Genomic DNA, 21,563 nt, shown 5'->3' on the forward strand with positions numbered 1-21,563 from the left:
ATCGCTGATCCTCCTATGCTGACCCTGTCCAGCATCGAACTCAATACCTGGATCGCAGCACTGCTGTGGCCGCTTAGCCGCATCCTCGGCCTGATCGCGGCCGCTCCCCTGTTCGGCAACGCGGCCGTGCCCGCCACGGTGAAAGTGACCCTGGGCGCGCTGCTGGCCATGATCATCGCCCCCACCGTGCCGGCCTTGCCTGCCGTCAACCCGATGTCCTTGCCCGGCTTGCTGATCCTCACGCAGGAGATGCTGGTGGGCCTGGCCATGGGCTTTTCCATCCGCATCGTGTTTTCCGCCATCGAAATGGCCGGCGAGATCAGCAGTCTCACCATGGGCCTGGGCTTCGCCTCGTTCTTCGATCCGCAAACCAAGGGCAGGTCTTCGGCCATCAGCCAGTTCCTCGTCATGCTGGCCACGTTGATGTTTTTGACCGTCAACGGCCACCTGGTCTTGCTGGCGGCGCTGGCGGAAAGCTTTGTCAGCCTGCCGATTTCGTCGAGTCCCATCAGCGGCGGGGGATTCCAGCAATTGGCGGCCTGGGGTGGGGAAATCTTCCGTTCCGGCCTGCAAATTTCGCTGCCCATCATCGCTGCCTTGCTGCTGACCAACGTGGCGCTGGGCATCTTGACACGGGCCGCGCCGCAGTTGAACATCTTTGGTATCGGCTTCCCCGTCACCCTGGGCGTGGGCTTGCTGGTGATCGGCATGGTCCTGCCCTACCTGGCCACGCCATTCCAGAACATGTTCCTGCGCGGCATAGAAACAGCGCGCCTGCTGCCGCGCGGCTTTGCCACGCGCGACCGGCCACCGCCGCCCGCGCCACCAAATCCCTTGCGCCCCGCAGCACCGGCAACGTCAGCACCATAAGAACAGGCATCAAGCCTGGTCTGTGCTCAACGCCACGCGCCAGCGCCGCAAGTCGACATTCAAACGCAACTGGTGATGCCTGACCAGGTAGCGCACGCCGACGAGGGCCGCCGCCAGGCCCGACAGGGCGGCTATGCCCAGCGCCCAGCGCGGGCCGAAGGTGTCGGCCACCCAGCCCACGATGGGCGCGCCCAGCGGCGTGCCGCCCGCCGAGATGGCCAGCAGTATCGCCATCACGCGGCCCCGCATGGCGGGCGCCGTCGACAGTTGCACGCTGCTGTTGACGCTGGTGGTAAAGGTTTGCGCGGCGATGCCGATGACCACCAGCATCATGCCGAACAGCCAGTAATTGGGCATCACGGCGGCCAGCGCGCAGGCCAGGCCGAACAGCGCAGCCGCCCCCAGCAGCAAGGCCAGCGTGGGCTGGCCACGTCCCGCCGCCAGCAAGGCGCCGGCCACGGAACCGCACGCCATCACGGAACTGAGCACGCCATACTGGCTGGCGCCCGCATGGAAGGCCGTCACCGACATGGTCGACAGGAAAATCGGGAAGTTCAGTCCGAAGGTGCCGATCAGGAACAGCATCAGCAAGATAGCCATCAGGTCCGGCCGCTGGCGCACATAGCGGAAGCCTTCGCCCAGGCTGGCGCGCGTGGCCTTCAGGCGCGGCGCGCGGCGCAGCAATTCCACGCGCAGCAGCAACAGCGAACCGATCACGGCGGCAAACGAGACGGCGTTGATGATGAAGACCCAGCCGCTGCCAACACTGCTGATGAGCAAGCCAGCGACCGCCGGGCCCAGCATGCGCGCCGCATTGAACGAGGTGGAATTGAGTGCCACGGCATTCGTCAAATCTTCCTCGCCGACGATTTCGGCAACAAAAGTCTGGCGCACGGGCGAATCGAAGGCCGTCACGCAGCCCAGCAGGAAAGCAAACACATACACGTGCCACAGTGCTACCTGTCCACTGATGCACAATATCCCGAGTCCCAGCGCCAGCAGCCCCATGGCCGCCTGCGTGCACAGCAGCAATTTCCTGCGGTCGAGCAAATCGGCCGCCATGCCAGTGAGCGGCAGCAACAGCAGTTGCGGGCCGAATTGCAAGGCCATGACGATGCCGACGGCGCTGGCATTGTGCTGCGTCAATTCGCTCAGCACCAGCCAATCCTGCGCCGTGCGCTGCATCCACGTGCCGATATTCGACACGAGGGCGCCGCCGGCCCAGATACGGTAATTGGGAATGCGTAGCGAACGGAATGTGTTGTTCATCTGGGCGTGCGGGCTCCTTGCCGGGGTCGTGGTGAAAAATTCAGCGGATCACTCCGCCAAGCGTTTGAGTAATGCCACCGCCTTGTCCAGTTCGGTGACTTCGTCCGGCGTGAGCCGGGTTTCAATGGTGCGCGCCAGCCAGTCTTCGCGCGCGGCGCGGCTGGCCGCGATCCAGGCGCGGCAGCTGTCCGTCAGCGTCAAGATGGTTTGCCGGCCGTCAGCCGGATCGGGCGAGCCCGTCACCATCTGCGCCTCCGTCAACGCTTGCACGGTGGCGGCCATCGACTGGGGCCGCATGCCTTCGGCGCGCGCCAGGCTGCTGGCCGTGGCGGGACCGTCGCGTTCGAGGCGGCTGAGCACGGATGCCTGCGACATGCTGACATCGCCCAGGTGCGCCTCTTCGCGCAGGCGGCGGCGCAATTTGCCGACCAGGATGCGCAATTCGCCGGCCAGTTGCAGAACTTGTTCGTGGTTTTCTTGTGGGGTGCGCATACTAGCCATGTGGTGGATCAACAGCCCCAAGTATAACAGATAGGCAGGTAGACTGCACAGTTTGACTGTATATCTTGTCAAGACGGCCATCTTGCGGACGCAAAAAAGCCGGGGCGGGAGATGGCCTCCCTGCCCCGGCTTGCCGCTCATTCTGCGATGCCGGCCGCTTAGCTGATGTAGTTGAACAGCGACAAGCCCGAGATGGAGGTGAATGACTTCTGCGCCGCCTGCAGGGTGATCTGCTGCTGGCTGAACAGGGAAATCGCCTTCACCATGTCCAGATCCTGCAAGCCCGACAGGGTGCTCGCATATTGCAGGTCGAGGTCGTCGCCGGCGCTGTCGAGGGTATCGAGTTCCTTCAGGCGCGAACCGACTTCCGCGCGCACCGACAGCACGTTGTCGTAGGCCGTGTCGAGCAGATCGTGCGCCGCGTTCAGACTGGCCGTCAGGCGCGCCTGCCCCGCGTCGCCCGTGGCCGGCTGGCCCAGTGCGCCGATCAGGTTGGTAATCGTGGTAAAGATCGATTCCTTGCTGCTGGGCTCCAGGGTGAACTTGTCCAGGTCGGCCGGCTTGCCCGCGACATTGACTTGCTGACCGTCAAAGTTGATGGCGTCGCCCGACTTGTAGGCCACCGGCACGGCGGGATTCGGGATGGTCTGGCCCAGGGTCACGTCCGTCACGGTATAGGTCGTCTTGGCATCCGTGCCCGTGCCCGTCACCTGGAAGTCGATCGTGTACTTGTGCCCCGTCAGCTTGGTGGGATCGGTGACGGTGCCGCCGGAAATGATGCCGGCGCCGCCGCGCGTGAAGTTGCCCGGATCGGCCGCCGTGGTGAACTTGCCATTGCCCGTCAAATTGTTCTCGAATACGGTCGCGCCCGAGTCGCTGGTGGCTAGGTAGCGCGCCGAGCCCACTTGCAGTTCGCGCTGGCCCTGGTCGCCCACATAGGTGGCGCCGCCCGGCGTCTGGCTGAACGGCTGGGTAGTCGATTTGTAGCCGGAAAACAGGTAGCCGCCCGCGTTGTCGGACGTGTTGGCGATGCCCATCAGGTCGGTCAAGCGGCCTTTCAACTCCGTGGCCAGGCTCTGGCGGTCGATATCCTTCAATGCCGGATTACCAGCCTTCAGCACCAGTTGCTGCACATCGGCGATCAGCGAGGTGGTGCTGGCCAGCGCCAGCTCTTCCTGCGACAGGAAATTCTTGGCGTTCGAGCGGTTCGTCACGAATTGCGTGTTGATCGTTTGCGACTGCGTCACTTCCAGCGCGCGCGCCGAGGCGATCGGGTCGTCGGCCGGCGTCAGGTTGCGGCGATTCGCCGACAGCTGCATCTGGGTGCGGTTCAACGCGCCCTGCAGATTGTTCAGCTGCGTGCTGCCCGCGTCATAGATCATTTTGGTACTGATGCGCATGATGCTGCCCTTCCTGATGGCGGCGGGGCGCTATGCGCCGCCGCTTGAATAATTAACGTCCGAGGCCGATGACCACGTCGAACAGGGTACTGGCGATCTGCATGACCTTGCCGCAAGCCTGGTAGGCTTGCTGGTAGCGCAGCAGGTTGGCCGCCTCTTCATCGAGATTGACGCCGGAAACGGCCTGCTGCTGCGTGCTGGTTTGTTGCAACAACGCAAGACTCGCCAGGCCGCTGACTTGTACTTCGCGCGTCTTGTTGCCGACATAGCTGACGGTTTCCGCGTACGAACCCTGGAACGTGGCCTTGCCGCCATCGAGAATGTTTTTCGTCTGCAAGCCAGCCAGCAAGGAGGCATTGCGGTTGTCGCCCACGCCGCCCGAGTTCGGCGCGATGGTGAATTTATCGCCTTGCGCAGGCGCGCCCGTCATGTTGACGTTGATGCCGCCAAAGCTGAAGCTGTCGCCTTCCGTGTACGGGATGTTCGCCGTGCCGGCCGGATACGTGGTGGTGGCGCCGTTCAAGCCTTTCACCGTCACGGCCTGGCCCGCGGGGAAACCCGACAGCGAAGTGGTCGCCTTGTCATACGTCAAGGTGACGGTGCCCGTCAAGGCGTTGCCCGGCGTTAGATACGCCTTGTCCACGCTACCTGCGCCGAGCTTGCCGCTGCCCGTGTTGCTGACGGGCGCGCCCGTGGCGATCGGCGCGCCGGCGGCCAGCTTGTTGCGGTCGGTAATCGCCACGGCCAGGTCGGAAGCGCCGTGCGCGGTCGGCCTGACCATGAAGTTGTCGCCTTCGGCAGCCGCGCCCGTGATCGAGAAATCCACGCCGTCGATGGTTTGCGGCACGGTTTGCGGATAGGGGTTGATGGTCGTTTTCGCGCCGTCGCTCTGGCGCGTCACCACATAATTGGCGCCGTCATACTTGACGGCATAATCGCTGGCCGTCAGCTTGGTCGGATCGCTGACCTTGGCCGACAGCACGGTCGTGCTGGTCGCGTTGTTGCGGTAGTCGGCGCCGATGACGGGATCGGGCAACTTGAAGAAATCACCCCCCATGTCGCCATTCAAGTCCTGGCCCAGCTTGTGCTGCTCATTGAAGGTGGAGGCCAGCGCGATGGCGACCTTGCCCAGCGAATTCTGGATGCGGTCCAGGCTGCCGCTGCGGAATTCCAGCAAGCCGCCCAGCGCACCGCCGCTGAGGGAACTTTCCGACAGCTTGGTGACGGAAGTGCCCGTCACATAGCCCACGTCCAGGCGGTTCGGGTCCGTCGGCGACGGCGTGGTGGCCAGTTCAAAGTTCTTGTCGCCCACCACCAGCGGCTGGCCCGAGCCGATCGAGACGGTAATCGAGTTGCCTGCGCCAGGCTGAACAGTTGCCTTGACGTATTTGTTCAGCTCCGTGATCAGCTGGTCGCGCTGGTCCAGCAAATCGTTGGGCTGATTGCTTTCATTCACGGTCAGGTTGGTAATCGCGGTATTGAGTTCCGCGATCTGCTTGGCGTAGGAGTTGATCACCTTGACGTTCGAGGTGATCTGCGAATTGACGCCGTCGCCGATTTCCGTCAGGCGCGCGCTGAGGCCCTGGAAGCGCGCGGTCAGCGAATTTGCGCTCGACAACAATGCCTGGCGCGACGAGACGGAAGATGGATTCGAGCTGAAATCCTGCACGCCCTTGAAGAAATCGGCCATCGCCGGCGACAGCCCGGCCGTGGGGTCGGCCAGCATATTGTCGATCTGGCTGATCTGCGTGTAATACGCATCGAGCGAACTGGTGGCCGACTGCGCGCCATTCACCTGGGCCGCCATGAAACCGTCGTACTGGCGCTTGACTTGCGATACCTCGGTACCATTGCCAACAAAGCCATAACCGGCATTATTGAACTGCGCCGTCTGCTGCAGCACCACCTGGCGGTTGTAACCGTCCACGTTGGCATTGGTGATGTTATGCCCGGTCGTCGACAGGCCCACCTGCGCTGCAAGCAAACCGCTCTTACCGATGCTGAGTAGATTCGAAGTCATGGTGTCTTATTGGTTACCGTCAAATGTATTTACGGCAGCCGCGGCGAAAACTTGAAGCGCGCGGCCTGCACAAGGGTATGGACGCGGCTTAGCCGACCAGCGAATTCTTGATGATTTTTGTCAGTTTGGCAGCGTAATTCGGATCCGTCGCGTAGCCGGCCTTTTGCAAGCCGTGGGCGAACGTGCTGGCGTCGCCCGCGCTGGCCAGGACTTTTTCGTAGCGTTTGTTGTTGGTAATCAACTGTGCATAATCCTTGAAGCTGTCCGCGTAGCTGTCATAGGCGCGGAATTTTTCCACCTTGCGCTGCGCCTTGCCATTCACGTATTCCGTGGTGACGGCTTCCGTGACCTTGCCCTTCCAGTCGCTGGATGCCTTGATGCCGAACAGGTTGTGGCTGCTGCTGCCGTCGCGGGCGATGATTTCCCGCTTGCCCCAGCCCGTTTCCAGCGCCGCCTGGCCCAGCATGAACTTGGCCGGGATGCCCGTGGCGCGGCTGGCTTCTTCCGCATGCACGCCCAGTTTTTCCTGGAAGGCGCGCACGTGCGGCGCCTGCGTGGCGTTGGCCTTGTCGCTCAGGGTCTTGCCGCTGGCGGCGGCGCTACCGGCGCCTTCCGTCAGGGCGCCCTGCTGCTGGCGGAAGGCGGCCAGCGCCTGTGCCATGCTCGATGAACGGGGCGACGGCGCTTCGGCGCCATCGGCGGCCAGCGCCTGGTTCGACGACGACAGCTGGCGGATCAGCACGTCGGCCAGGCCCGTGCCCCGCTTGGCCAGGTTCTGGCTCGTCTGCTGGTCCAGCATCGAGGTGTACATCTTGCTTTGCTGGCTATCCATGATGCCGTCCTGCGGCGTGGCTTCGCGCATGCTTTTCATCATCATGTTGATGAACATGGCTTCGAATTGCGTGGCCGCCTCTTTCAGGGCGGCGGGGTCCTTCGCCTTGGCGGACTGGCGCAAGCCATCCATGCCCTTGACGTCATAGGCGGCGGTATTGCTGAGGTCGGTTTGACTGATCATGGCGTGCCCATCAAATGATTTCGAGTTCGGCGCGCAGCGAACCGGCCGCTTTCATCGCCTGCAGGATGGCCAGCAAGTCTTGCGGCGACGCACCGATGGCGTTGAGGGCCTTGACCACGTCGGACAGCGAGGCGCCGCCCTTGACCAGCATGACTTTGCCCGGTTCCTTCTTGATATCGATCTGCGCCGTCTGCGTGACCACCGTGCGCCCGCCCGACAAGGGCGCCGGCTGGCTCACTTGCGGCTCGACATTGATGGTGACGGACAGGTTGCCGTGAGAAATGGCGCATGTTTCCAGGGTCACGGACTGGTTCATCACGACGGAACCGGTGCGCGCATTCATGATGACCTTGGCCGCCAGGCGGGCCGGATTGACTTCGATGCTTTCCAGCTGGCCCAGGAAGGACACGCGCTGGTCGCTGCCGCTCGGCGACTGCACCTGGATCACGCGGCCGTCGAGCGCGGCGGCCGTGCCGGCGCCGTAGCGGCTGTTGATGGCGTCGACCACGCGGCTGGCGGTGGCGAAATCGGTGGCATTCAATTCCAGGCGGATGGTGTTGTTGGCGCCCAAGGCCGAAGGCACGCTGCGCTCGACGGTAGCGCCGCCCGAGATGCGGCCCACGCTCAGGTGATTGATGACGACGGAACTGCCTGCCGCCTGCGCGCCCACGCCGCCCACCAGCACGTTGCCCTGCGCCATGCCGTACACCTGGCCATCGGCGCCCTTCAATGGCGTCATCAGCAAGGTGCCGCCGCGCAAGCTTTTCGCATTGCCCATCGACGATACCGTCACGTCGAGCAACTGGCCCGGCTGGGCAAACGCGGGCAAGGCCGTCGTCACCATCACGGCGGCCACGTTTTTCAGCTGCAAACTGGTGCCTTGTGGCAAGTTGATGCCCTGCTGCTGCAGCATCGCCGCCACGCTCTGGATGGTAAATGGGGTTTGCGTGGTCTGGTCGCCGCTGCCGTCGAGACCGACGACGAGGCCATAACCCATCAGCTGATTCTGGCGCACGCCGGCGATGCTGGCCAGATCCTTGATGCGCTCGGCTTGCGCCACGGGCGCCAGCAGCGAGGCAGCCAGGCCGCAGATGGCGAGAAAACGGGGAAAGGTCAACGTTGCCATGATCAGAAAGGCAGCAGGCTGAGGAAGAAGCGCGACGCCATCGAGGCCATTTCGGCGCGGTCGATCTGGCTGTTGGTGCGGTATTCGACGCGCGCTTCGGCCACCTGGGTCGATGGCACGACATTGCCCGTGCCTATGGTGTCGGGATTGACCATGCCCGAGAAGCGGATGAATTCCGTGCCCTTGTTCATGGCGATCTGTTTTTCGCCGGCGACGATCAGATTGCCATTCGGCAGCACTTCAATGACCGTCACGCCGATCACGCCGGAAAACGTGTTGCTGGCGGACTGGTTGTCGCCATCGGCAAATTTCGTCGCGCCATTTGCCGCCACGGTGCCGCCCAGGCGGCCCTGCAGCATGCCCGGCGTGCTGAAGCCCACGCTGCCCGACTTGTTGCCGGAACTGGCGCCCGCCTTGACGGCATTCGTGCGCTCGGTGATGGCGATCGTCATGGTGTCGCCCACGTGGCGCGCGCGGCGGTCTTCGAAGGCGGGACGGTAGGTCGACGGCTGGTAGATGGAGCCGTTGTTGACGACTACCGGTTCCGGCATCGGCGCGCGCGTGCTGGTGGGATATTGCACGATGGACGTAGGCGTGATGGCGCAGCCGGACAGCAGGGCTGCAGAGAACAAAGCGATGATGGGGTATTGCATGGCGAACCTCCGCTGCCATCCGGCGGCGGATGGCATGACGACTATGAAAATTAAAGTTGCGACAATTTCTGCAGCATTTGATCGGATGTGGTGATGGCCTTGCTGTTGATCTCGTAGGCGCGCTGCGTCTGGATCATGTTGACCATTTCTTCGGCCACGTTGACGTTCGACGTCTCGATATAGCCCTGCATCAGCACACCGGCGCCGTTCGTGCCCGGGGTGTTGGTTTGCGCCACGCCGGAAGCGCCCGTTTCCATGTACAGGTTCTCGCCCTTCGATTCCAGGCCGGCGGGATTGACGAAGGTGGTCAGTTGCAGGGAGCCGATTTGCGATGGCGCAACGGTGTCGGGCAAGGTGACGGACACGGTGCCGTCGCGCGCCACGGTCAGGCTCAGCGCATTGGTCGGCACGGTGATGGCGGGCTGGATTACAAAACCTTCGGACGTCACCAGCTGGCCGTTGGCGTCCGTCTGGAACGAGCCGTCGCGCGTGTAGGCGGTGGCGCCGTCCGGCATCAGCACCTGGAAAAAGCCCGTGCCGTTGACCATCACATCGCGCGAATTGCCCGAGGCCTGGGGATTGCCCTGCGTATGGATGCGTTCGGTTGCCACGGTGCGCACGCCGGTGCCGATCTGCAAGCCCGATGGCAGCTGGGTTTGCTGCGACGATTGCGCGCCCGGCTGGCGCACATTTTGGTAGAGCAAGTCTTCAAACACGGCGCGCGACTTCTTGAAGCCCGTGGTGCTGACGTTGGCCAGGTTATTGGCGATCACGTCCATCTGCGTCTGCTGCGCTTCCAGGCCGGTCTTGGCAATCCAAAGGGAACGAATCATGATTTTTCTCCAATAACAGCGCTAACCAGCCCTGTAGACTATTTCTATGTGGCCATTATGCGGTGGCCCCCGTCAATTCAAAGCGAGGATCTGGGTGGCTTTCGCCGCGTTATTCTCGGCATTCTTCAACAAGCTCATTTGCGTTTCGAACTGGCGCGCCAGGGCGATCATGCTGACCATGGAGTCGACGGGGCTGACATTGCTGCCTTCCAGCGCGCCCGTGGTCAATTTGACGGCCTGGTCGGCTTGCGCCACCGTGCCATCCTTCAGGCGGAACAGGCCGTCATCGCCGCGCACCAGTTGCTGCTCGGGGGGGTTGACCAGTTTGATGCGTCCCAGCACCGTCGACGGGCCTGGCGGCACGTCGGTGGAAATCGTGCCCACCGTGCCATCGCTGGCGATGGCCACCGTCACGCCGGGCGGAATCGCCATGGGGCCCGTATCGCCTTGCACCATCAGCCCGCCCTGCGTTTGCAGCATGCCGTTTTCATTGAGTTTCAAGGCGCCATTGCGCGTGTAGGCTTCGGAACCGTCGGCCGACTGCACCGCGATCCAGCCGCCGTTTTCCACGGCCACGTCGAGCGCGCGGCCCGTGTGCTGCATCGGACCCTGCGTGAAATCGGAACCGACCGTCGAATCGACGACAAAGGCGCGCGTCGGCATCATGCCGTCGGCCACCACGGGCACGGCGCGGAACGAGTCGAGCTGGGCGCGGAAACCCGTGCTGGTGGCGTTCGCCAGGTTATTCGCCGTAGTCGCCTGCTTGTCCAGGATGTGCTTGGCGCCCGAGCCGGCGGTGTAGATGAGACGGTCCATGTGTTTTCTCCGTGCAAAACGAAAGCCGGGAGCAGTCCGAAAGAACCGCTCCCCTTACTCTTAACGCAGGTTGACGAGGGTCTGCAAAACGGAATCCTGCGTCTTGATGGTCTGTGCATTCGCCTGGTAGGCGCGCTGGGCCGTGATCATGTTGACCAGTTCCGCCGTCAGGTCGACGTTCGACACTTCCACGGCCGAGGCGCGCAAGTTGCCCAGGTTGCCCGTCTTGGGCTCGCCCGTGACGGGCTTGCCCGAGGCCGAACTTTCCACCCAGGCGTTGTTGCCCAGCGGTTCCAGGCCGTTCGGGTTGGTAAAGTTGCTCAACACCACTTGGCCCAAGGCGCGCGTCTTGCCATTGTTGTACTGGCCCTGGATGACGCCGTCGTCACCCACGATGAATTGGCTCAGCTGGCCCGCCTTGTAGCCGTCCGCTTCCGTTTTCTTTTCCGCCGTGGCGGTGCCCAGCTGGGTCGACTTGGTGAAGTCGACCTGGACCGACAGGGTCGCATTCGCGCCCGTGGCCGGGAAGATCGGCAGGTTGACGGTGACAGGCAAGGTTTGCGGCGGCGTCAGGGCCAGCATGGCGGCCCGGTCCAGGCTGCCGACCGTGTTGAAGACCAGCGAACCGGTCTTGACGGCTGGCACCACGGTCACGGCGCGGATGGCAGCGTCGATCTGGTCGGGCGTGCGGCTCGAGTTGACGCCGTTCGGCACGGCACTGCCGTAAGTGGCGGCGATGGCGGCCAGTTGCGCCGGCGTGGCGCCCGCGGCGGCGGCGGCCGCCGAGACGGCGGCACCAACCGCATTGCCATAGGCGACGGCGGCCGTCGTCACATTGGCCGGCACCAGCGGCACGGCCGTGGCGGCAGCCTGGTAGGCGGCGCGCGCGGCCAGCGAGGCCGGGTCCGTCTGCAGGGCGGCCGCGACCTTCATGCTGGTTACTTCCGTGCCGTCAATGGCCGAGTAGACATCCCAGGTGTTGGTGCCCGTCTTGACGTAGAAATTGGCCATGTTGTGGGAATTGCCCAACGAATCGAAGACTTCGACGGGGAACTGCTTGTGGTACGAGGTGTCGTCCGTCGACTTGAACGGCACCGTGGTCGGCATGGCCGTGTTCGAATTGAGGTTGACTTGCGTGTCGACCTTGGTCGTTGCCTGGGGCTTCATGTCCGACTGATCGATTTGCAGCGGCACGACGGCGCCGGCGACGATCTTGCCGTTGACGTCGGCCGGATAGCCGGTCAGCTGCGCCAGCTGGGCGTTGACGATGAAGCCGCTCTTGTCGACCTGGAACTGGCCATTGCGCGAGTACTGGATGGCGCCGTTGACGCTGGTACGGAAGAAGCCGCCGCCATTGATGGCAATGTCGAGGGGATTCGACGACGTTTCCAGGTTACCCTGGTTGAATTGCTGGGCGATTTGCGAGACCGACACGCCGATCCCCGCCTGGTTGCCGCCCACGCCATACAGCGAGTTGGCATAAATGTCGGCGAACTGGGCCTGCGACTGCTTGAAACCCACGGTCGACGAGTTGGCGATGTTGTTGCCGATGACGTCCAGCGATTTGGCGGCGCCATTCAAGCCGCTCAGGCCTTGTTGGAAAGACATTGTGTTCTCCTGGTAGAAATTAGGGGTAGAGGGTCACGCTAAGGGGAAGCGGCTTACAGAATCTGTTTCACGTCGGCCATGGTGATGCTGCCCACGCCCGGGACATTCAATTTCACGCCATTCGCGCCCGTCGACACGCTGGCGACCGAACCGAACATCAACGCCGTCGCATCCTTGAGCTTGGTGCCACCGCGCGTGGCTTCCACCGTGAAGGTGTAGGCGCCGTCGGCCAGCACGACCGGCTTGCCATCCTTGTCGAGATCGGCGGTGGAACCGTTCCAGCCCAGCGGCAAGGTGCCCGCCGCCTGTGCGCCCAGGTCGATGGAATGGACTTCCTTGCCATCCTTGTAGATGACGACCTTGACCTTGTCGGCTGCCGTGGCCAGGTCCACGCCCAGCAGCGCGGCGCTCTTGCTCAGGTTGATATCCTTGCCCGCTGTCAAGACGCCATGGCCGATGATGTTGGCCGCCTGCATCGATTCGGCTTGCTGATAGCTGGCCTTCAGGCTTTCCACGGTCGTATTGAGCTTGTTGACGCCCGTCACGGTGGACAATTGCGCCAGCTGGCTGGTCAGCTGTGCATTGTCCAGCGGATTCATCGGATCCTGGTTTTTCAGCTGGGTAACCAGCAAGGTGAGGAATTTGTTCGTTTCCGCTTCGACACTGCCTGGCTCGGCCGTGCTCTTCTTCGGATTCATCGTCGCCATCAGGTCGGTGACTTTGGAGGTGCTGGTATCGATGGTTGCCATAATGATCAGTCAGCCTTATTGGCCGATGGTGAGGGTTTTCAGGAGCAGCGACTTGGCCGCGTTCATGGTTTCCACGTTGGTCTGGTACGAGCGCGAAGCCGACAGCATGTTGACCATCTCGTCGACCGTATTCACGTTCGGCATGGTGACGTAGCCCTTCTCGTCGGCCAGCGGGTTCTTCGGGTCGTAGACCAGCTTCATCGGCGACGGGTCTTCGATCACCTTCTGCACCTTGACGGCCGTGGCGCCATTGGCCATGGGCACGGCTTCGAACACCACCTGCTTGGCGCGGTAGGCTTCGCCCGTGGCGCTGGTGGCGCTGTCGGCATTGGCCAGGTTGCTGGCCACCGTGTTCAGGCGCTGCGCCTGGGCGCTCATGGCCGAACCGGAAACATTGAAGATATTAAATAGCGACATGATTATTGTCCTCCCTGGATGGCCGTCAGCATGCCCTTGATCTGCGAGTTAAGGAACGTCACGGCCGCCTCGTAGCGGATGGCATTGTCGGCAAAGGCGTTGCGCTCGAGATCCATGTCCACCGTATTGCCATCGACGGCGCCCTGGGCCGGCGCGCGATACAGCAGCGGCGTGCCGTCGGCCAGGGTCTCGACCTTGCCGCCGCCGGCTGCGCCCGCAGCCGCGGCCACGCCCTTGCCCGGCATATGCTGCGGCGCCGTGCCCTTCAGGGCCGGCGGCACGCCATCCTTGCGCGCCATCGCGCCCTTCAGCGCGGCGGCGAAATCGACATCGCGCGCCTTGTAGTTGGGCGTGTCGGCATTGGCGATATTCGAGGCGAGCAATTCCTGGCGCGTCGAGCGCAGGCTCAGCGCCGTCTCGTTGAAGCGCATGTAATCGTCGAGTTTCCCTATCATGTCAGGCTCCGGAAAGATCTGCCACTGGCGCCCGAGATGGCGGAAGGATGGCGGATTAGTGATGACAGGAAACATAGTACGGCGCCCACCAGCAAGACCATCGCCGGATCAGACCTTACTTTTACCCCTTAATCGGGGCTTCGAACGGGGCCGCGCGCACTATCATGGCACTATTCCAGAGGCCTATCACCATGAAAACACCGCTTGCTTTCCTCTTCGCTCTTGCCTCCCTGCCACTGCTGGCCCAGGCGCAAAACGCCGGCCGCCAGACGCCGGAAGCGCTGCGCAACAGCGTGGAACAATTCCTGCAAGTGCAAAGCAACGGCTTGCCCGGCAAGGTGACGGTGACCGTCGGCGCCGTCGATCCGCGCCTGAACCTGGCCGCCTGCCCCGCGCCGCAAGCATTCATGGCGCCGGGCGCGCGCGCCTGGGGCAAGACCACCGTCGGCGTGCGCTGCACGGCGCCAAGCAACTGGACCATCTATCTGCAAGCGAACGTGGCCGTCGTCGGCGATTACGTGGCCAGCGCCGTGCCGCTGGCGCAAGGGCAAGCCATCGACGCCAGCCAGCTGGTAACGATGCAGGGCGACCTGGCCGCATTGCCGGCAGGCATCGCCACGGACATGGCCCAGGTGGTGGGCGCCAGCACGAATATTTCCTTGCCACCCGGCACGCCGATGCGCCTCGACACCCTGCGTCGCAAGCCGGTGGTAATGCAAGGCCAGCTGGTACGCGTGGTTTCCAGTGGCAATGGTTTCCAGGTGGCATCAGAAGGGCGCGCCATCGGCAGCGCCGGCGATGGCCAGACGGTGCAGGTACGCACGCAGAGCGGCCAGCAGATCAGCGGCGTGGCGCGCGCAGGCGGCTTGGTGGAGGTCGCCTTTTAAACACGGATGGACAGCGATATTGTGGTCTGGCGCACTAAAGTTTCGGGAGAAGGTGCCGATAATGACACATATCCCGGAGTTTTTTGACTTCGACCAGACGAGGATCACGCTGTGAAAATTACCGACAACACCATTAAAAGCAATCCCGGCCTGCCGGTGGCGCCCGCGAGTACCTCCGGCGCCCGGAATGCCGAGAAAGCCCAGGCAACACCGACAACGTCGGACAATGTACGCCTGTCGCCGCAAGGACAGGCATTAGCGGCCAGTGCAACTGCCGGCAGCGGCGCCGTGTTCGACACGAAAAAAGTCGAACGCATCAAGCTGGCGATCGCCGACGGCCAGTTCCAGGTCAACTCAGAAAAAGTGGCGGACGGTCTCCTCGACACGGTCAAGGACTTGCTGCACTCACGAAATAGATAGGTTTCCTCATGCAATCAGTGACTCCGTTTTCCAGCCTGCGCGACGAGCAACAGCTCATGACCACATTGCTGGCATTGATGAAAGAAGAACAGCGGCATCTGGTTGCGGCTGACATCGATGCAATCACGGAGCTCACGGTGCGCAAGACGGCACTCGTAGGACAATTGAGCCAGCTGGCGGCGCAACGCCACCAGGCGCTGGCGGCGGCCGGTTTCATGGCGGCCGAAGCGGGCATGGAAGACTGGCTGGTAGGCGCCGGCGAAGCGGAAGCGGCGCCCCTGTGGAAAGCCCTGCTGGAGACGACGCGCGAAGCCAAGGAACAAAACCGCCTGAACAGTCTGCTCGTCAACAAGCATATGGTACATACGCAAGGCGCCCTGAATGCCATGCGCCCCCCGGCCCAAAGCGGCAATTTCTATGGCCCCAGCGGCCAACCGACGACGAACACGGCCAGCCGGCGCGTCGTCATCGGCTAATCCCCCTTAGTTAACAGCAACCTTAACAGCAACCCGGCAAGGCGCAGCGGCCTTGCCAGCTCAACCGTGCGCGGGACGGCCCGCATGCTGCCGGTATTTCGCCACGATGGCTTGCGCCCTGGCGCTGGCCGCGGCTTGCTGCTCCGGCGTCAGCTCCGCCTGCAGCCAGTGCCAGTACTCATCCTGATACGGATTGGTGACGCCGGGCGCGAGGATATCGTCGTATACCTGGCGCAGGGCCAGCAGGTAGCCATACGCTTGCGGTGCATCCTTCCGCACCACCTCGCCATCGCGCAAGTACGCCATCATCAGGGTAGCCACACTGGTCAGTTCCGCCTCGTCCGCCTGCGCCGTCAGCTGGGCGATGGCTTGCCGCTTCCATGCCTGCACCAGCGGATCGTCGGGACGGTTGCGCAGCGCGCTGCGGTCGCCGAACGGGCCTTCCGACAGGAACAGGGTGGCCGCGCCCGGCACGCCCGCCTTGGCGGCGGTGGCCAGATAGCCGAGGCGGTCCTCGCGCTGGCGCTGTGTCAGGCCCGCGCACAGCTGCTGCTGGGCGGCTTTTTCTTCCACCGTCATTTCGCGGCCCAGCTCGAATTCCATGCCCGGCAAGCGCCCTTCCTGCTGGAAGACGATGCAGTCGTCGATCAGGCTGAACGCCGCATACGCGTCTTCCGCCCTGCCGCTGGCGGCCAGGCGCGCAAGCTGCCGCGCCAGGGTCACGGGAACGGGTGCGGCATCGGCGACGGGGGCGGCGCCGATATTCAGATACGACGCCAGGCTGCGCCCCGCCGGCGCGCTGGCGGCAGCCGCATCCGCTTGCGGCGCGCCGGCGTCGGGCGCGGGCCAGTACACGAGCGCCAGTACCGCCGCGATGGCAGCGGCGCAGGCGATGCAGGTCAGTTTGCTATTCATGATGAGGTGGCGCATAAAAGGAAATGCACGTTACCACAGGCCTGCGGCAGCGGGCCGCACGCCTCCGCACGTCAGCCGCCGGCCTTTTTCGGCTGGTGGCCCAGCTTGACCAGCGCGGCAAGGATGGTGTCGACATGGTCGCCCTGCACCTCGATCACGCCATCCTTGACCGTGCCGCCCGAGCCGCACTGCGTGCGCAACTGCTTGCCCAGCAGGGCCAGCGCCATGGCGTCCAGCGGCAAACCCTTGACCACGGTGACGCTCTTGCCGCCACGGCCCTTGGTCTGGCGCGAGACGCGCACCACGCCATCGCCCGCGGGCGCCGCCTTGGATTGCGCCTTGCATGCGCATTGCGCCAGCGGCTGGCGGCAGGCGGGGCACATGCGGCCCGTTTCGGTGGAATAGACGAGACCGCCCTGGGAGCTGCTTTTCATGAGGGAACGATAAAAGAGGAAGAAAGCGCGATTGTACCAAGCGGCAGCCAGCAGTTGACGAGCGTCAGTTGGCTGGCGCAGGTGCTGGCGCCACCGGCGCCGTCGGCACTTCCGTCACCGTTTCGGGGATGCCCGACAAAATCGTCACGGCGACCCGGCGGTTGCGCGCGCGCCCTTCCGCCGTTTCGTTCGGCGCCACGGGGATATTGTCGGCGTGGCCGACGGCCGTCAGGCGCGACGCCTTGACGCCGCTGGCGATGAACAGGCGCACCACGGCGCTGGCGCGCGCGGCCGACAATTCCCAGTTCGAGGCAAAGTTGGAATTACTGATCGGCTGCACGTCCGTATGCCCTTCCACCTGCACGTCGTGCGTATCGTCCTTGAGCAGCACGGCGACGGCGCGCAGGGCCTGGTCCGATTCCACCGTCAGGCGCGCCGCGCCCGGGTCGAACAGCACGCTGGCATTGATTTCCACGCTCACGCCGCGGCTCGTCTGCGTGACCCGCACCTTGCCTTCCTTCACCAGCGGCGCCAGGGTGGAGGTCAGGTCCTGCGCCAGGCGCGTCATGTGTTCGCGCTCGCGGCGGATGGCTTCCGTGCGGCGTTTCAGGGCCGGGTTCGGCAGCGGAATGGCTTGCGGCGCTTCCATGATGATGGGCGGCGCGCCCTTTTCCAGGCTGAATGCCTGGCCGATGGCATTCTGGAAGACGCGGTATTTGCCTTCGTTGACTTGCGAAATCGCGTACATGACAACGAAGAAGGCGAACAGCAGGGTGATGAAGTCGGCATACGAGATCAGCCAGCGGTCCTGGTTGTCCGGTTCCTCGTCATACTTCCTGCGCGCGCGCCGCATCATGGTCAGTGCTCGTGCAAGAGGCTGGAAACGCGCTCTTCGATGATGCGCGTATGGTCGCCCGTGGCGATGTCGTACAGCACGGCGGCCGTGATTTCGTATTGCAGCACGCGGCGCGAGACGATGGCCTTGAGTTTATTCGCCACCGGCAGGAACAGCAGGTTGGCCAGGCCGACGCCATAGATGGTCGAGACAAACGCCACGGCGATGCCGCCGCCCAGTTTGCTCGGATCGGTGAGGTTTTCCATCACGTGGATCAGGCCCAGCACGGCGCCCAGGATGCCGATGGTGGGCGAATAACCGGCCGCCGATTCCCACACCTTGACGGCCTGGCGCTCGGCCATTTCGTAGGCGGAGATTTCCACGTCGAGCAGCTGGCGCAGCTTGTCGGGCGCGATGCCGTCGACGATCATCCTCAAGCCCTTGGCGTTGAAGCGGTCGGCCGTGTTTTCCATCAGGCGCTCGAGCGCCAGCGGGCCGTCGCGCCGCGCCGTCAGGCTCCACTGCCCGATGTCGCGTGCCAGCGCGGCACGCGTGTCGGCCGGTGGCAGGAAGACCCAGCGCAGCATTTCCAGGCCGCGCACGAAGGTGCGCAGCCGCGTTTGCAGCAGCACGGCGCCGAAGGTGCCGATGACAACGATGGCAAAGGCGGCCGGCTGCAGCAGGGAGGCCATCTTGCCGCCTTCCAGTGCCTGACCGACCAAAAGGCCCGCCAGCGCCAGCGCCAGCCCGATTACGCTGGACCAGTCCACGCCTTGCTTCCCTTCAAAGGTGGTTGCGCGCAGGCGCGCGACGGCCTGGGTATGCAGCTGCGAGACGCGCGATTCCGACACGCCCATCACCGCGCCGATCTCCTTCAGGTTCAGCTCTTCTTCGTAATACAGGCCCATGAGTATTTTCTCGCGTGGTGGCAGCGCGTCGATGGCATCGATCACGGATTGCCGGAAATCGGTATCGAGCAGGGAACGCAAGGGGTCGCTGTCTTCGTCCACGCAGTGGCGGTCGAGGAAGCTGTCATTGCCGTCCGGGTCATGAAAGTCTTCGTAGTACACGAGCTGGTGGCCGCCGCCGTCGCCCAGCATTTCCTGGTAGTCGGCCAGCGACATCTTCAGCAGCTTTGCCACTTCCGACTCCGTCGGCGGATGGCCGAGGCGCTGCTGCAAGGTGCTCATCGCCTCCTCGATCTTGCGCATGTTCTGGCGCATGCTGCGCGGCAGCCAGTCGCTGGTGCGCAATTCGTCGAGCATGGCGCCGCGGATGCGCAGCACGGCATACGTCTCGAACTGCGCGCCATGCGTCTCTTCATAGCGGCTAATGGCATCGAGCAGGCCGATCATGCCGGCCTGGATCAGGTCATCGACCTCGACCGAAGGCGGCAATTTCGCCTTCATATGGTGCGCCAGACGCTTCACCAGCGGAATGTGCTCCGTCAGCAAATAGTCCTTGTTCGATTTCCCTTTGACCGTGTACATAGGCTGCTTATTGTTTTCTCATCTTATCTGGTGCTACGGTTCGATTCAGGCGCTGAACTGGTGCGGGCTCCCCGTCTGGTACAAGGTGCCGCCAAGCACCGGTGCCGCCGAACGGGCCAGCCGCTCGGCCAGTCCGCGAAACGCCACCGACGCGCCCGCCAGCGGAAACGCATCGACCACGCTGCGGCCCAGCCGCGCCGCGCGGTGCAGATACTCGTCGGCAGGCACCGAACCCATCGAGGTCAGCTTCACGGCCAGGTAGCGGCTCGCCGCCTGCGCCATATTATCGTATACCACTTTTGCCTCGGATTCGGAAGCGCCGGTGACGAGAATGCCGAACGGACGGCGTCCCAGTTCCTGGCTCAGGCGCTTGATCAGGCAGTACGCCGCCTTGATCGAGGTGGCGCTGGTCGACACTTGCACGACGATATCGGACGAGGCCATCAGCGGCACGGGGAAGCAATCGCCCTCGTCGGCCATGACGCCGTCGACCAGCACGATGCCGCTCTGGCGCGCCAGTACCTCGAACGTCTTGCCCAGCCGGCGCAGTTCGTCCTCGCCCGCATAGTCCATGCTGTCCATCAAATGGTTGCGCGCACCCAGGCTGGCCACGCCGAAGCCTTGCGGCACCTGGTGGATGACCTGGTTCAAGCCGCACTGCTGGCGCGCCACGTCGCGCAGGCTGGCGCCGTGCGCCAGTCCCAGGCGCGCCGCCACGCCATCGCTGCCGCCGCTGGCGTCGAGCAGCAGCACGTCATTGCCGCCGTAGACGAGCGACGCGCCCAGATTGACCAGCATGGCACCCTTGTCGTCCTGCGGCGTGGCCGAGAGGAACGTCATGACGCGCGGCTGCGGGCCGGCCAGCATGCGGCGCAAGCCTTCGGCCTGGTCGAAATCGAAATTAGCCAAGGTGCACCCCGCGCGCTTCATTATTGCGGGCGGCCGCCTGCGCCATCAGGAGCGGCAGTTCGGCATCGGAAAACTGCGTCGCCGCCGCATCGCGCTTGAGCTTGAAGGCGCGGTCGATCAGGTAGCCGCGGTCGGCCAGGTACAGGTCTTCCGGCACGCGCTGGCCGTTCGACACATAAAACAGGTTCAGCTTCTGGCGGATCACCACGTCGAGCACGTTGCCGATCGAGGCCGCTTCATCGAGCTTGGTCATGATGCAGCCGGCCAGGCCGCTGCCCTGGTAGGCGCGCACCACTTCGTTGAGGGTTTCCTGGGTCGCCGTGGAATTCAGGCACAGCAGGCGTTTCACATCGGCGCCGGCGCCCGACAGCATGGCCACCTGTTCCGTGACCATCTGGTCGCGCTGGCTCACGCCCACCGTATCGATCAGCACCGTGTGCTTGTTCTTCAATTCCTTCAGGGCGATGCGCAAGTCCGCCTCGTCCTTCACGGAATGCACCATCACGCCGAGGATCTTGCCGTAGATGCGCAGCTGTTCGTGCGCGCCGATACGGTAGGCATCGGTGGTGATCAGGGCCAGCTTTTCCGGACCGTGGCGCATCACGCAGCGGGCCGCCAGCTTGGCCGTGCTGGTGGTCTTGCCGACGCCCGTCGGGCCCACGAGGGCAAACACGCCGCCCTGCTCCAGCATGGCGTCTTCATTGGCCACCGTATTCAGGTTGCGGCTCAGGACGGTCTTGATCCAGCGCATGCTTTGCGCGCCATCAAGGCCGGCCGGCAGCTTGTCGATCAGGTAGCGCGCCAGGCTGGCCGAGAAGCCGGCGGCCAGCATTTCGCGCAGCACGACGGCTTTTTGCGGCTCGCGCTGCTGCGTCGAACCCCACGAGATTTCCGCCAGCTGGGTTTCCATCATGCCGCGCATGGCGCGGATTTCATTCATCATGCCGCTCATCTCGGCGGCGGCGTTTTCCTTGACGTGCGCCAGCGCGCTGGCCATCATCTGCTGCATGCGGGCCATGTCCACTGGCTCGGAGGCAGCCTGGCGCGGTGCGGCGGGACGTGGCGCGGCCGGGCGCTGGGCCGGGGCGGCCGGACGCTGCGGCGTGGCGAACTGGGTCTGCAACTGGGGACGGGGCTGGGCCATTTCGGAAGCGGCCGGCGGCGACGCCAGCGAAGCGGCATCGTCATTGGCCAGCGCGAGGATTTCCACCACGCCATCGGCCTGGCGGTTCGACAAGATCACGGCATCGGGGCCCAGCGCCTCACGCACCTTGCGCAGCGCATCGCGCGACGAGGCGCCCGTAAATTTCTTCACATTCATGACCGGCCTCCCAAGGCGGGGGTGGCGCAATATTGGCTGAACTGTGTGACCATCATCGACTCCTGTTGCTTGAGTGCTGTCTTCCACATGGACACAGATCACCCGGACAGTTTCCATTATTAGCGATGCTTGCAGGAAACGATC

Annotated in this window: 23 protein-coding genes and 1 pseudogene; 4 read left to right on the forward strand and 20 right to left on the reverse strand. The window is 63.9% G+C overall.

Going from position 1 to position 21,563, the window contains the following annotated elements; translation table 11 throughout:
• The first annotated feature begins 15 nt into the window (after positions 1 to 15).
• A complete protein-coding gene (fliR, locus tag JAB1_RS18180; RefSeq protein WP_070281296.1) occupies positions 16 to 870 on the forward strand; it encodes a flagellar biosynthetic protein FliR in 855 nt (284 codons plus the stop codon).
• 9 nt (positions 871 to 879) lie between these two features.
• On the opposite strand, the gene JAB1_RS18185 is transcribed toward fliR, so the two are convergent.
• The 13 genes from JAB1_RS18185 to flgB all read right to left on the reverse strand — a co-directional run bounded on the left by JAB1_RS18185 (position 880) and on the right by flgB (position 13,732).
• Positions 880 to 2,139, reverse strand: coding sequence for an MFS transporter (locus JAB1_RS18185; protein ID WP_070281297.1), 1,260 nt, complete (start codon positions 2,137 to 2,139; stop codon positions 880 to 882).
• A 48-nt stretch (positions 2,140 to 2,187) separates the two neighbouring features.
• Positions 2,188 to 2,631 carry a MarR family transcriptional regulator gene (locus tag JAB1_RS18190; RefSeq protein ID WP_070281298.1) on the reverse strand — a complete coding sequence of 148 codons (444 nt, stop codon included), beginning with the start codon at positions 2,629 to 2,631 and terminating at the stop codon, positions 2,188 to 2,190.
• A gap of 167 nt (positions 2,632 to 2,798) precedes the next feature.
• Positions 2,799 to 4,040: a flagellar hook-associated protein FlgL gene (flgL, locus tag JAB1_RS18195; RefSeq protein WP_070253731.1), complete on the reverse strand. Its 1,242-nt coding sequence runs from the start codon at positions 4,038 to 4,040 to the stop codon at positions 2,799 to 2,801.
• 52 nt (positions 4,041 to 4,092) lie between these two features.
• Positions 4,093 to 6,060: a flagellar hook-associated protein FlgK gene (gene flgK, locus JAB1_RS18200; protein ID WP_070253730.1), complete on the reverse strand. Its 1,968-nt coding sequence runs from the start codon at positions 6,058 to 6,060 to the stop codon at positions 4,093 to 4,095.
• A gap of 88 nt (positions 6,061 to 6,148) precedes the next feature.
• Positions 6,149 to 7,075: a flagellar assembly peptidoglycan hydrolase FlgJ gene (flgJ, locus tag JAB1_RS18205; protein WP_070253729.1), complete on the reverse strand. Its 927-nt coding sequence runs from the start codon at positions 7,073 to 7,075 to the stop codon at positions 6,149 to 6,151.
• Positions 7,076 to 7,085: 10 nt separating this feature from the next.
• A complete protein-coding gene (locus tag JAB1_RS18210; protein WP_034787148.1) occupies positions 7,086 to 8,201 on the reverse strand; it encodes a flagellar basal body P-ring protein FlgI in 1,116 nt (371 codons plus the stop codon).
• Positions 8,202 to 8,203: 2 nt separating this feature from the next.
• Entirely contained in the window at positions 8,204 to 8,854 is a 651-nt protein-coding gene (locus JAB1_RS18215) for a flagellar basal body L-ring protein FlgH (RefSeq protein ID WP_070281299.1), read from the reverse strand.
• Between the two features lie 50 nt (positions 8,855 to 8,904).
• Positions 8,905 to 9,687, reverse strand: a complete 783-nt coding sequence (gene flgG, locus JAB1_RS18220) for a flagellar basal-body rod protein FlgG (RefSeq protein WP_034754070.1) — start codon at positions 9,685 to 9,687, stop codon at positions 8,905 to 8,907.
• Between the two features lie 72 nt (positions 9,688 to 9,759).
• Positions 9,760 to 10,503, reverse strand: a complete 744-nt coding sequence (locus JAB1_RS18225) for a flagellar basal body rod protein FlgF (protein WP_070253727.1) — start codon at positions 10,501 to 10,503, stop codon at positions 9,760 to 9,762.
• 60 nt (positions 10,504 to 10,563) lie between these two features.
• On the reverse strand, positions 10,564 to 12,111 hold the full coding sequence (locus JAB1_RS18230) for a flagellar hook protein FlgE (protein ID WP_034787155.1): 1,548 nt from the start codon (positions 12,109 to 12,111) through the stop codon (positions 10,564 to 10,566).
• A 53-nt stretch (positions 12,112 to 12,164) separates the two neighbouring features.
• A complete protein-coding gene (locus tag JAB1_RS18235) occupies positions 12,165 to 12,860 on the reverse strand; it encodes a flagellar hook assembly protein FlgD (protein WP_070281300.1) in 696 nt (231 codons plus the stop codon).
• A gap of 15 nt (positions 12,861 to 12,875) precedes the next feature.
• Positions 12,876 to 13,277 (reverse strand): flagellar basal body rod protein FlgC, encoded by a 402-nt coding sequence (gene flgC, locus JAB1_RS18240; protein WP_034754081.1) that lies wholly within the window; start codon positions 13,275 to 13,277, stop codon positions 12,876 to 12,878.
• 2 nt (positions 13,278 to 13,279) lie between these two features.
• A complete protein-coding gene (gene flgB / locus JAB1_RS18245) occupies positions 13,280 to 13,732 on the reverse strand; it encodes a flagellar basal body rod protein FlgB (protein ID WP_034754084.1) in 453 nt (150 codons plus the stop codon).
• A gap of 191 nt (positions 13,733 to 13,923) precedes the next feature.
• On the opposite strand from flgB, the gene flgA reads away from it, so the two are divergent.
• The 3 genes from flgA to JAB1_RS18260 all read left to right on the forward strand — a co-directional run bounded on the left by flgA (position 13,924) and on the right by JAB1_RS18260 (position 15,515).
• Positions 13,924 to 14,619, forward strand: coding sequence for a flagellar basal body P-ring formation chaperone FlgA (flgA, locus tag JAB1_RS18250; RefSeq protein WP_034787159.1), 696 nt, complete (start codon positions 13,924 to 13,926; stop codon positions 14,617 to 14,619).
• A 111-nt stretch (positions 14,620 to 14,730) separates the two neighbouring features.
• On the forward strand, positions 14,731 to 15,039 hold the full coding sequence (flgM, locus tag JAB1_RS18255; protein WP_034787161.1) for a flagellar biosynthesis anti-sigma factor FlgM: 309 nt from the start codon (positions 14,731 to 14,733) through the stop codon (positions 15,037 to 15,039).
• Positions 15,040 to 15,047: 8 nt separating this feature from the next.
• Entirely contained in the window at positions 15,048 to 15,515 is a 468-nt protein-coding gene (locus JAB1_RS18260; protein WP_034787165.1) for a flagellar protein FlgN, read from the forward strand.
• A 60-nt stretch (positions 15,516 to 15,575) separates the two neighbouring features.
• Here JAB1_RS18260 and JAB1_RS18265 read toward each other — a convergent pair whose 3' ends face one another.
• The 7 genes and pseudogenes from JAB1_RS18265 to flhF form a co-directional block, all read right to left on the reverse strand.
• Positions 15,576 to 16,430 carry a hypothetical protein gene (locus JAB1_RS18265; RefSeq protein WP_139144601.1) on the reverse strand — a complete coding sequence of 285 codons (855 nt, stop codon included), beginning with the start codon at positions 16,428 to 16,430 and terminating at the stop codon, positions 15,576 to 15,578.
• 71 nt (positions 16,431 to 16,501) lie between these two features.
• The gene (locus JAB1_RS18270; RefSeq protein WP_070281302.1) at positions 16,502 to 16,864 is read right to left on the reverse strand and encodes a translation initiation factor Sui1; all 363 of its coding nucleotides are present in this window, start codon (positions 16,862 to 16,864) and stop codon (positions 16,502 to 16,504) included.
• A gap of 64 nt (positions 16,865 to 16,928) precedes the next feature.
• The gene (gene motD / locus JAB1_RS18275; RefSeq protein ID WP_070281845.1) at positions 16,929 to 17,717 is read right to left on the reverse strand and encodes a flagellar motor protein MotD; all 789 of its coding nucleotides are present in this window, start codon (positions 17,715 to 17,717) and stop codon (positions 16,929 to 16,931) included.
• A gap of 5 nt (positions 17,718 to 17,722) precedes the next feature.
• Positions 17,723 to 18,469 carry a flagellar motor protein gene (locus JAB1_RS18280; RefSeq protein ID WP_034785295.1) on the reverse strand — a complete coding sequence of 249 codons (747 nt, stop codon included), beginning with the start codon at positions 18,467 to 18,469 and terminating at the stop codon, positions 17,723 to 17,725.
• Positions 18,451 to 19,189 (reverse strand): annotated as a pseudogene (locus JAB1_RS18285) (RNA polymerase sigma factor FliA). The gene JAB1_RS18280 and the pseudogene JAB1_RS18285 overlap by 19 nt, the downstream one beginning before the upstream one ends.
• A 45-nt stretch (positions 19,190 to 19,234) precedes the next feature.
• Positions 19,235 to 20,098 (reverse strand): antiactivator of flagellar biosynthesis FleN protein, encoded by an 864-nt coding sequence (locus tag JAB1_RS18290; protein WP_070281303.1) that lies wholly within the window; start codon positions 20,096 to 20,098, stop codon positions 19,235 to 19,237.
• Positions 20,091 to 21,419 carry a flagellar biosynthesis protein FlhF gene (gene flhF / locus JAB1_RS18295; protein ID WP_034785293.1) on the reverse strand — a complete coding sequence of 443 codons (1,329 nt, stop codon included), beginning with the start codon at positions 21,417 to 21,419 and terminating at the stop codon, positions 20,091 to 20,093. Before flhF ends, JAB1_RS18290 begins: the two co-directional genes overlap by 8 nt.
• Positions 21,420 to 21,563 lie beyond the last annotated feature (144 nt).

The organism is Janthinobacterium sp. MP5059B (assembly GCF_001758645.1).
Classification (GTDB): Bacteria; Pseudomonadota; Gammaproteobacteria; order Burkholderiales; family Burkholderiaceae_D; genus Janthinobacterium; species Janthinobacterium lividum.

Coding starts and splice junctions, on each gene's coding strand:
- JAB1_RS18225 (WP_070253727.1), bottom strand. CDS start 10,503: ATGGACCGTCTCATCTACACCGCCGGCTCGGGCGCCAAGCACATCCTG.
- JAB1_RS18270 (WP_070281302.1), bottom strand. CDS start 16,864: ATGAAAAGCAGCTCCCAGGGCGGTCTCGTCTATTCCACCGAAACGGGC.
- JAB1_RS18235 (WP_070281300.1), bottom strand. CDS start 12,860: ATGGCAACCATCGATACCAGCACCTCCAAAGTCACCGACCTGATGGCG.
- flhF (WP_034785293.1), bottom strand. CDS start 21,419: ATGAATGTGAAGAAATTTACGGGCGCCTCGTCGCGCGATGCGCTGCGC.
- JAB1_RS18210 (WP_034787148.1), bottom strand. CDS start 8,201: ATGGCAACGTTGACCTTTCCCCGTTTTCTCGCCATCTGCGGCCTGGCT.
- JAB1_RS18230 (WP_034787155.1), bottom strand. CDS start 12,111: ATGTCTTTCCAACAAGGCCTGAGCGGCTTGAATGGCGCCGCCAAATCG.
- flgA (WP_034787159.1), top strand. CDS start 13,924: ATGAAAACACCGCTTGCTTTCCTCTTCGCTCTTGCCTCCCTGCCACTG.
- JAB1_RS18260 (WP_034787165.1), top strand. CDS start 15,048: ATGCAATCAGTGACTCCGTTTTCCAGCCTGCGCGACGAGCAACAGCTC.
- flgC (WP_034754081.1), bottom strand. CDS start 13,277: ATGTCGCTATTTAATATCTTCAATGTTTCCGGTTCGGCCATGAGCGCC.
- flgK (WP_070253730.1), bottom strand. CDS start 6,060: ATGACTTCGAATCTACTCAGCATCGGTAAGAGCGGTTTGCTTGCAGCG.
- JAB1_RS18215 (WP_070281299.1), bottom strand. CDS start 8,854: ATGCAATACCCCATCATCGCTTTGTTCTCTGCAGCCCTGCTGTCCGGC.
- JAB1_RS18185 (WP_070281297.1), bottom strand. CDS start 2,139: ATGAACAACACATTCCGTTCGCTACGCATTCCCAATTACCGTATCTGG.
- flgB (WP_034754084.1), bottom strand. CDS start 13,732: ATGATAGGGAAACTCGACGATTACATGCGCTTCAACGAGACGGCGCTG.
- JAB1_RS18190 (WP_070281298.1), bottom strand. CDS start 2,631: ATGCGCACCCCACAAGAAAACCACGAACAAGTTCTGCAACTGGCCGGC.
- motD (WP_070281845.1), bottom strand. CDS start 17,717: ATGCGGCGCGCGCGCAGGAAGTATGACGAGGAACCGGACAACCAGGAC.
- flgL (WP_070253731.1), bottom strand. CDS start 4,040: ATGCGCATCAGTACCAAAATGATCTATGACGCGGGCAGCACGCAGCTG.
- flgG (WP_034754070.1), bottom strand. CDS start 9,687: ATGATTCGTTCCCTTTGGATTGCCAAGACCGGCCTGGAAGCGCAGCAG.
- flgJ (WP_070253729.1), bottom strand. CDS start 7,075: ATGATCAGTCAAACCGACCTCAGCAATACCGCCGCCTATGACGTCAAG.
- JAB1_RS18265 (WP_139144601.1), bottom strand. CDS start 16,430: ATGAATAGCAAACTGACCTGCATCGCCTGCGCCGCTGCCATCGCGGCG.
- fliR (WP_070281296.1), top strand. CDS start 16: ATGCTGACCCTGTCCAGCATCGAACTCAATACCTGGATCGCAGCACTG.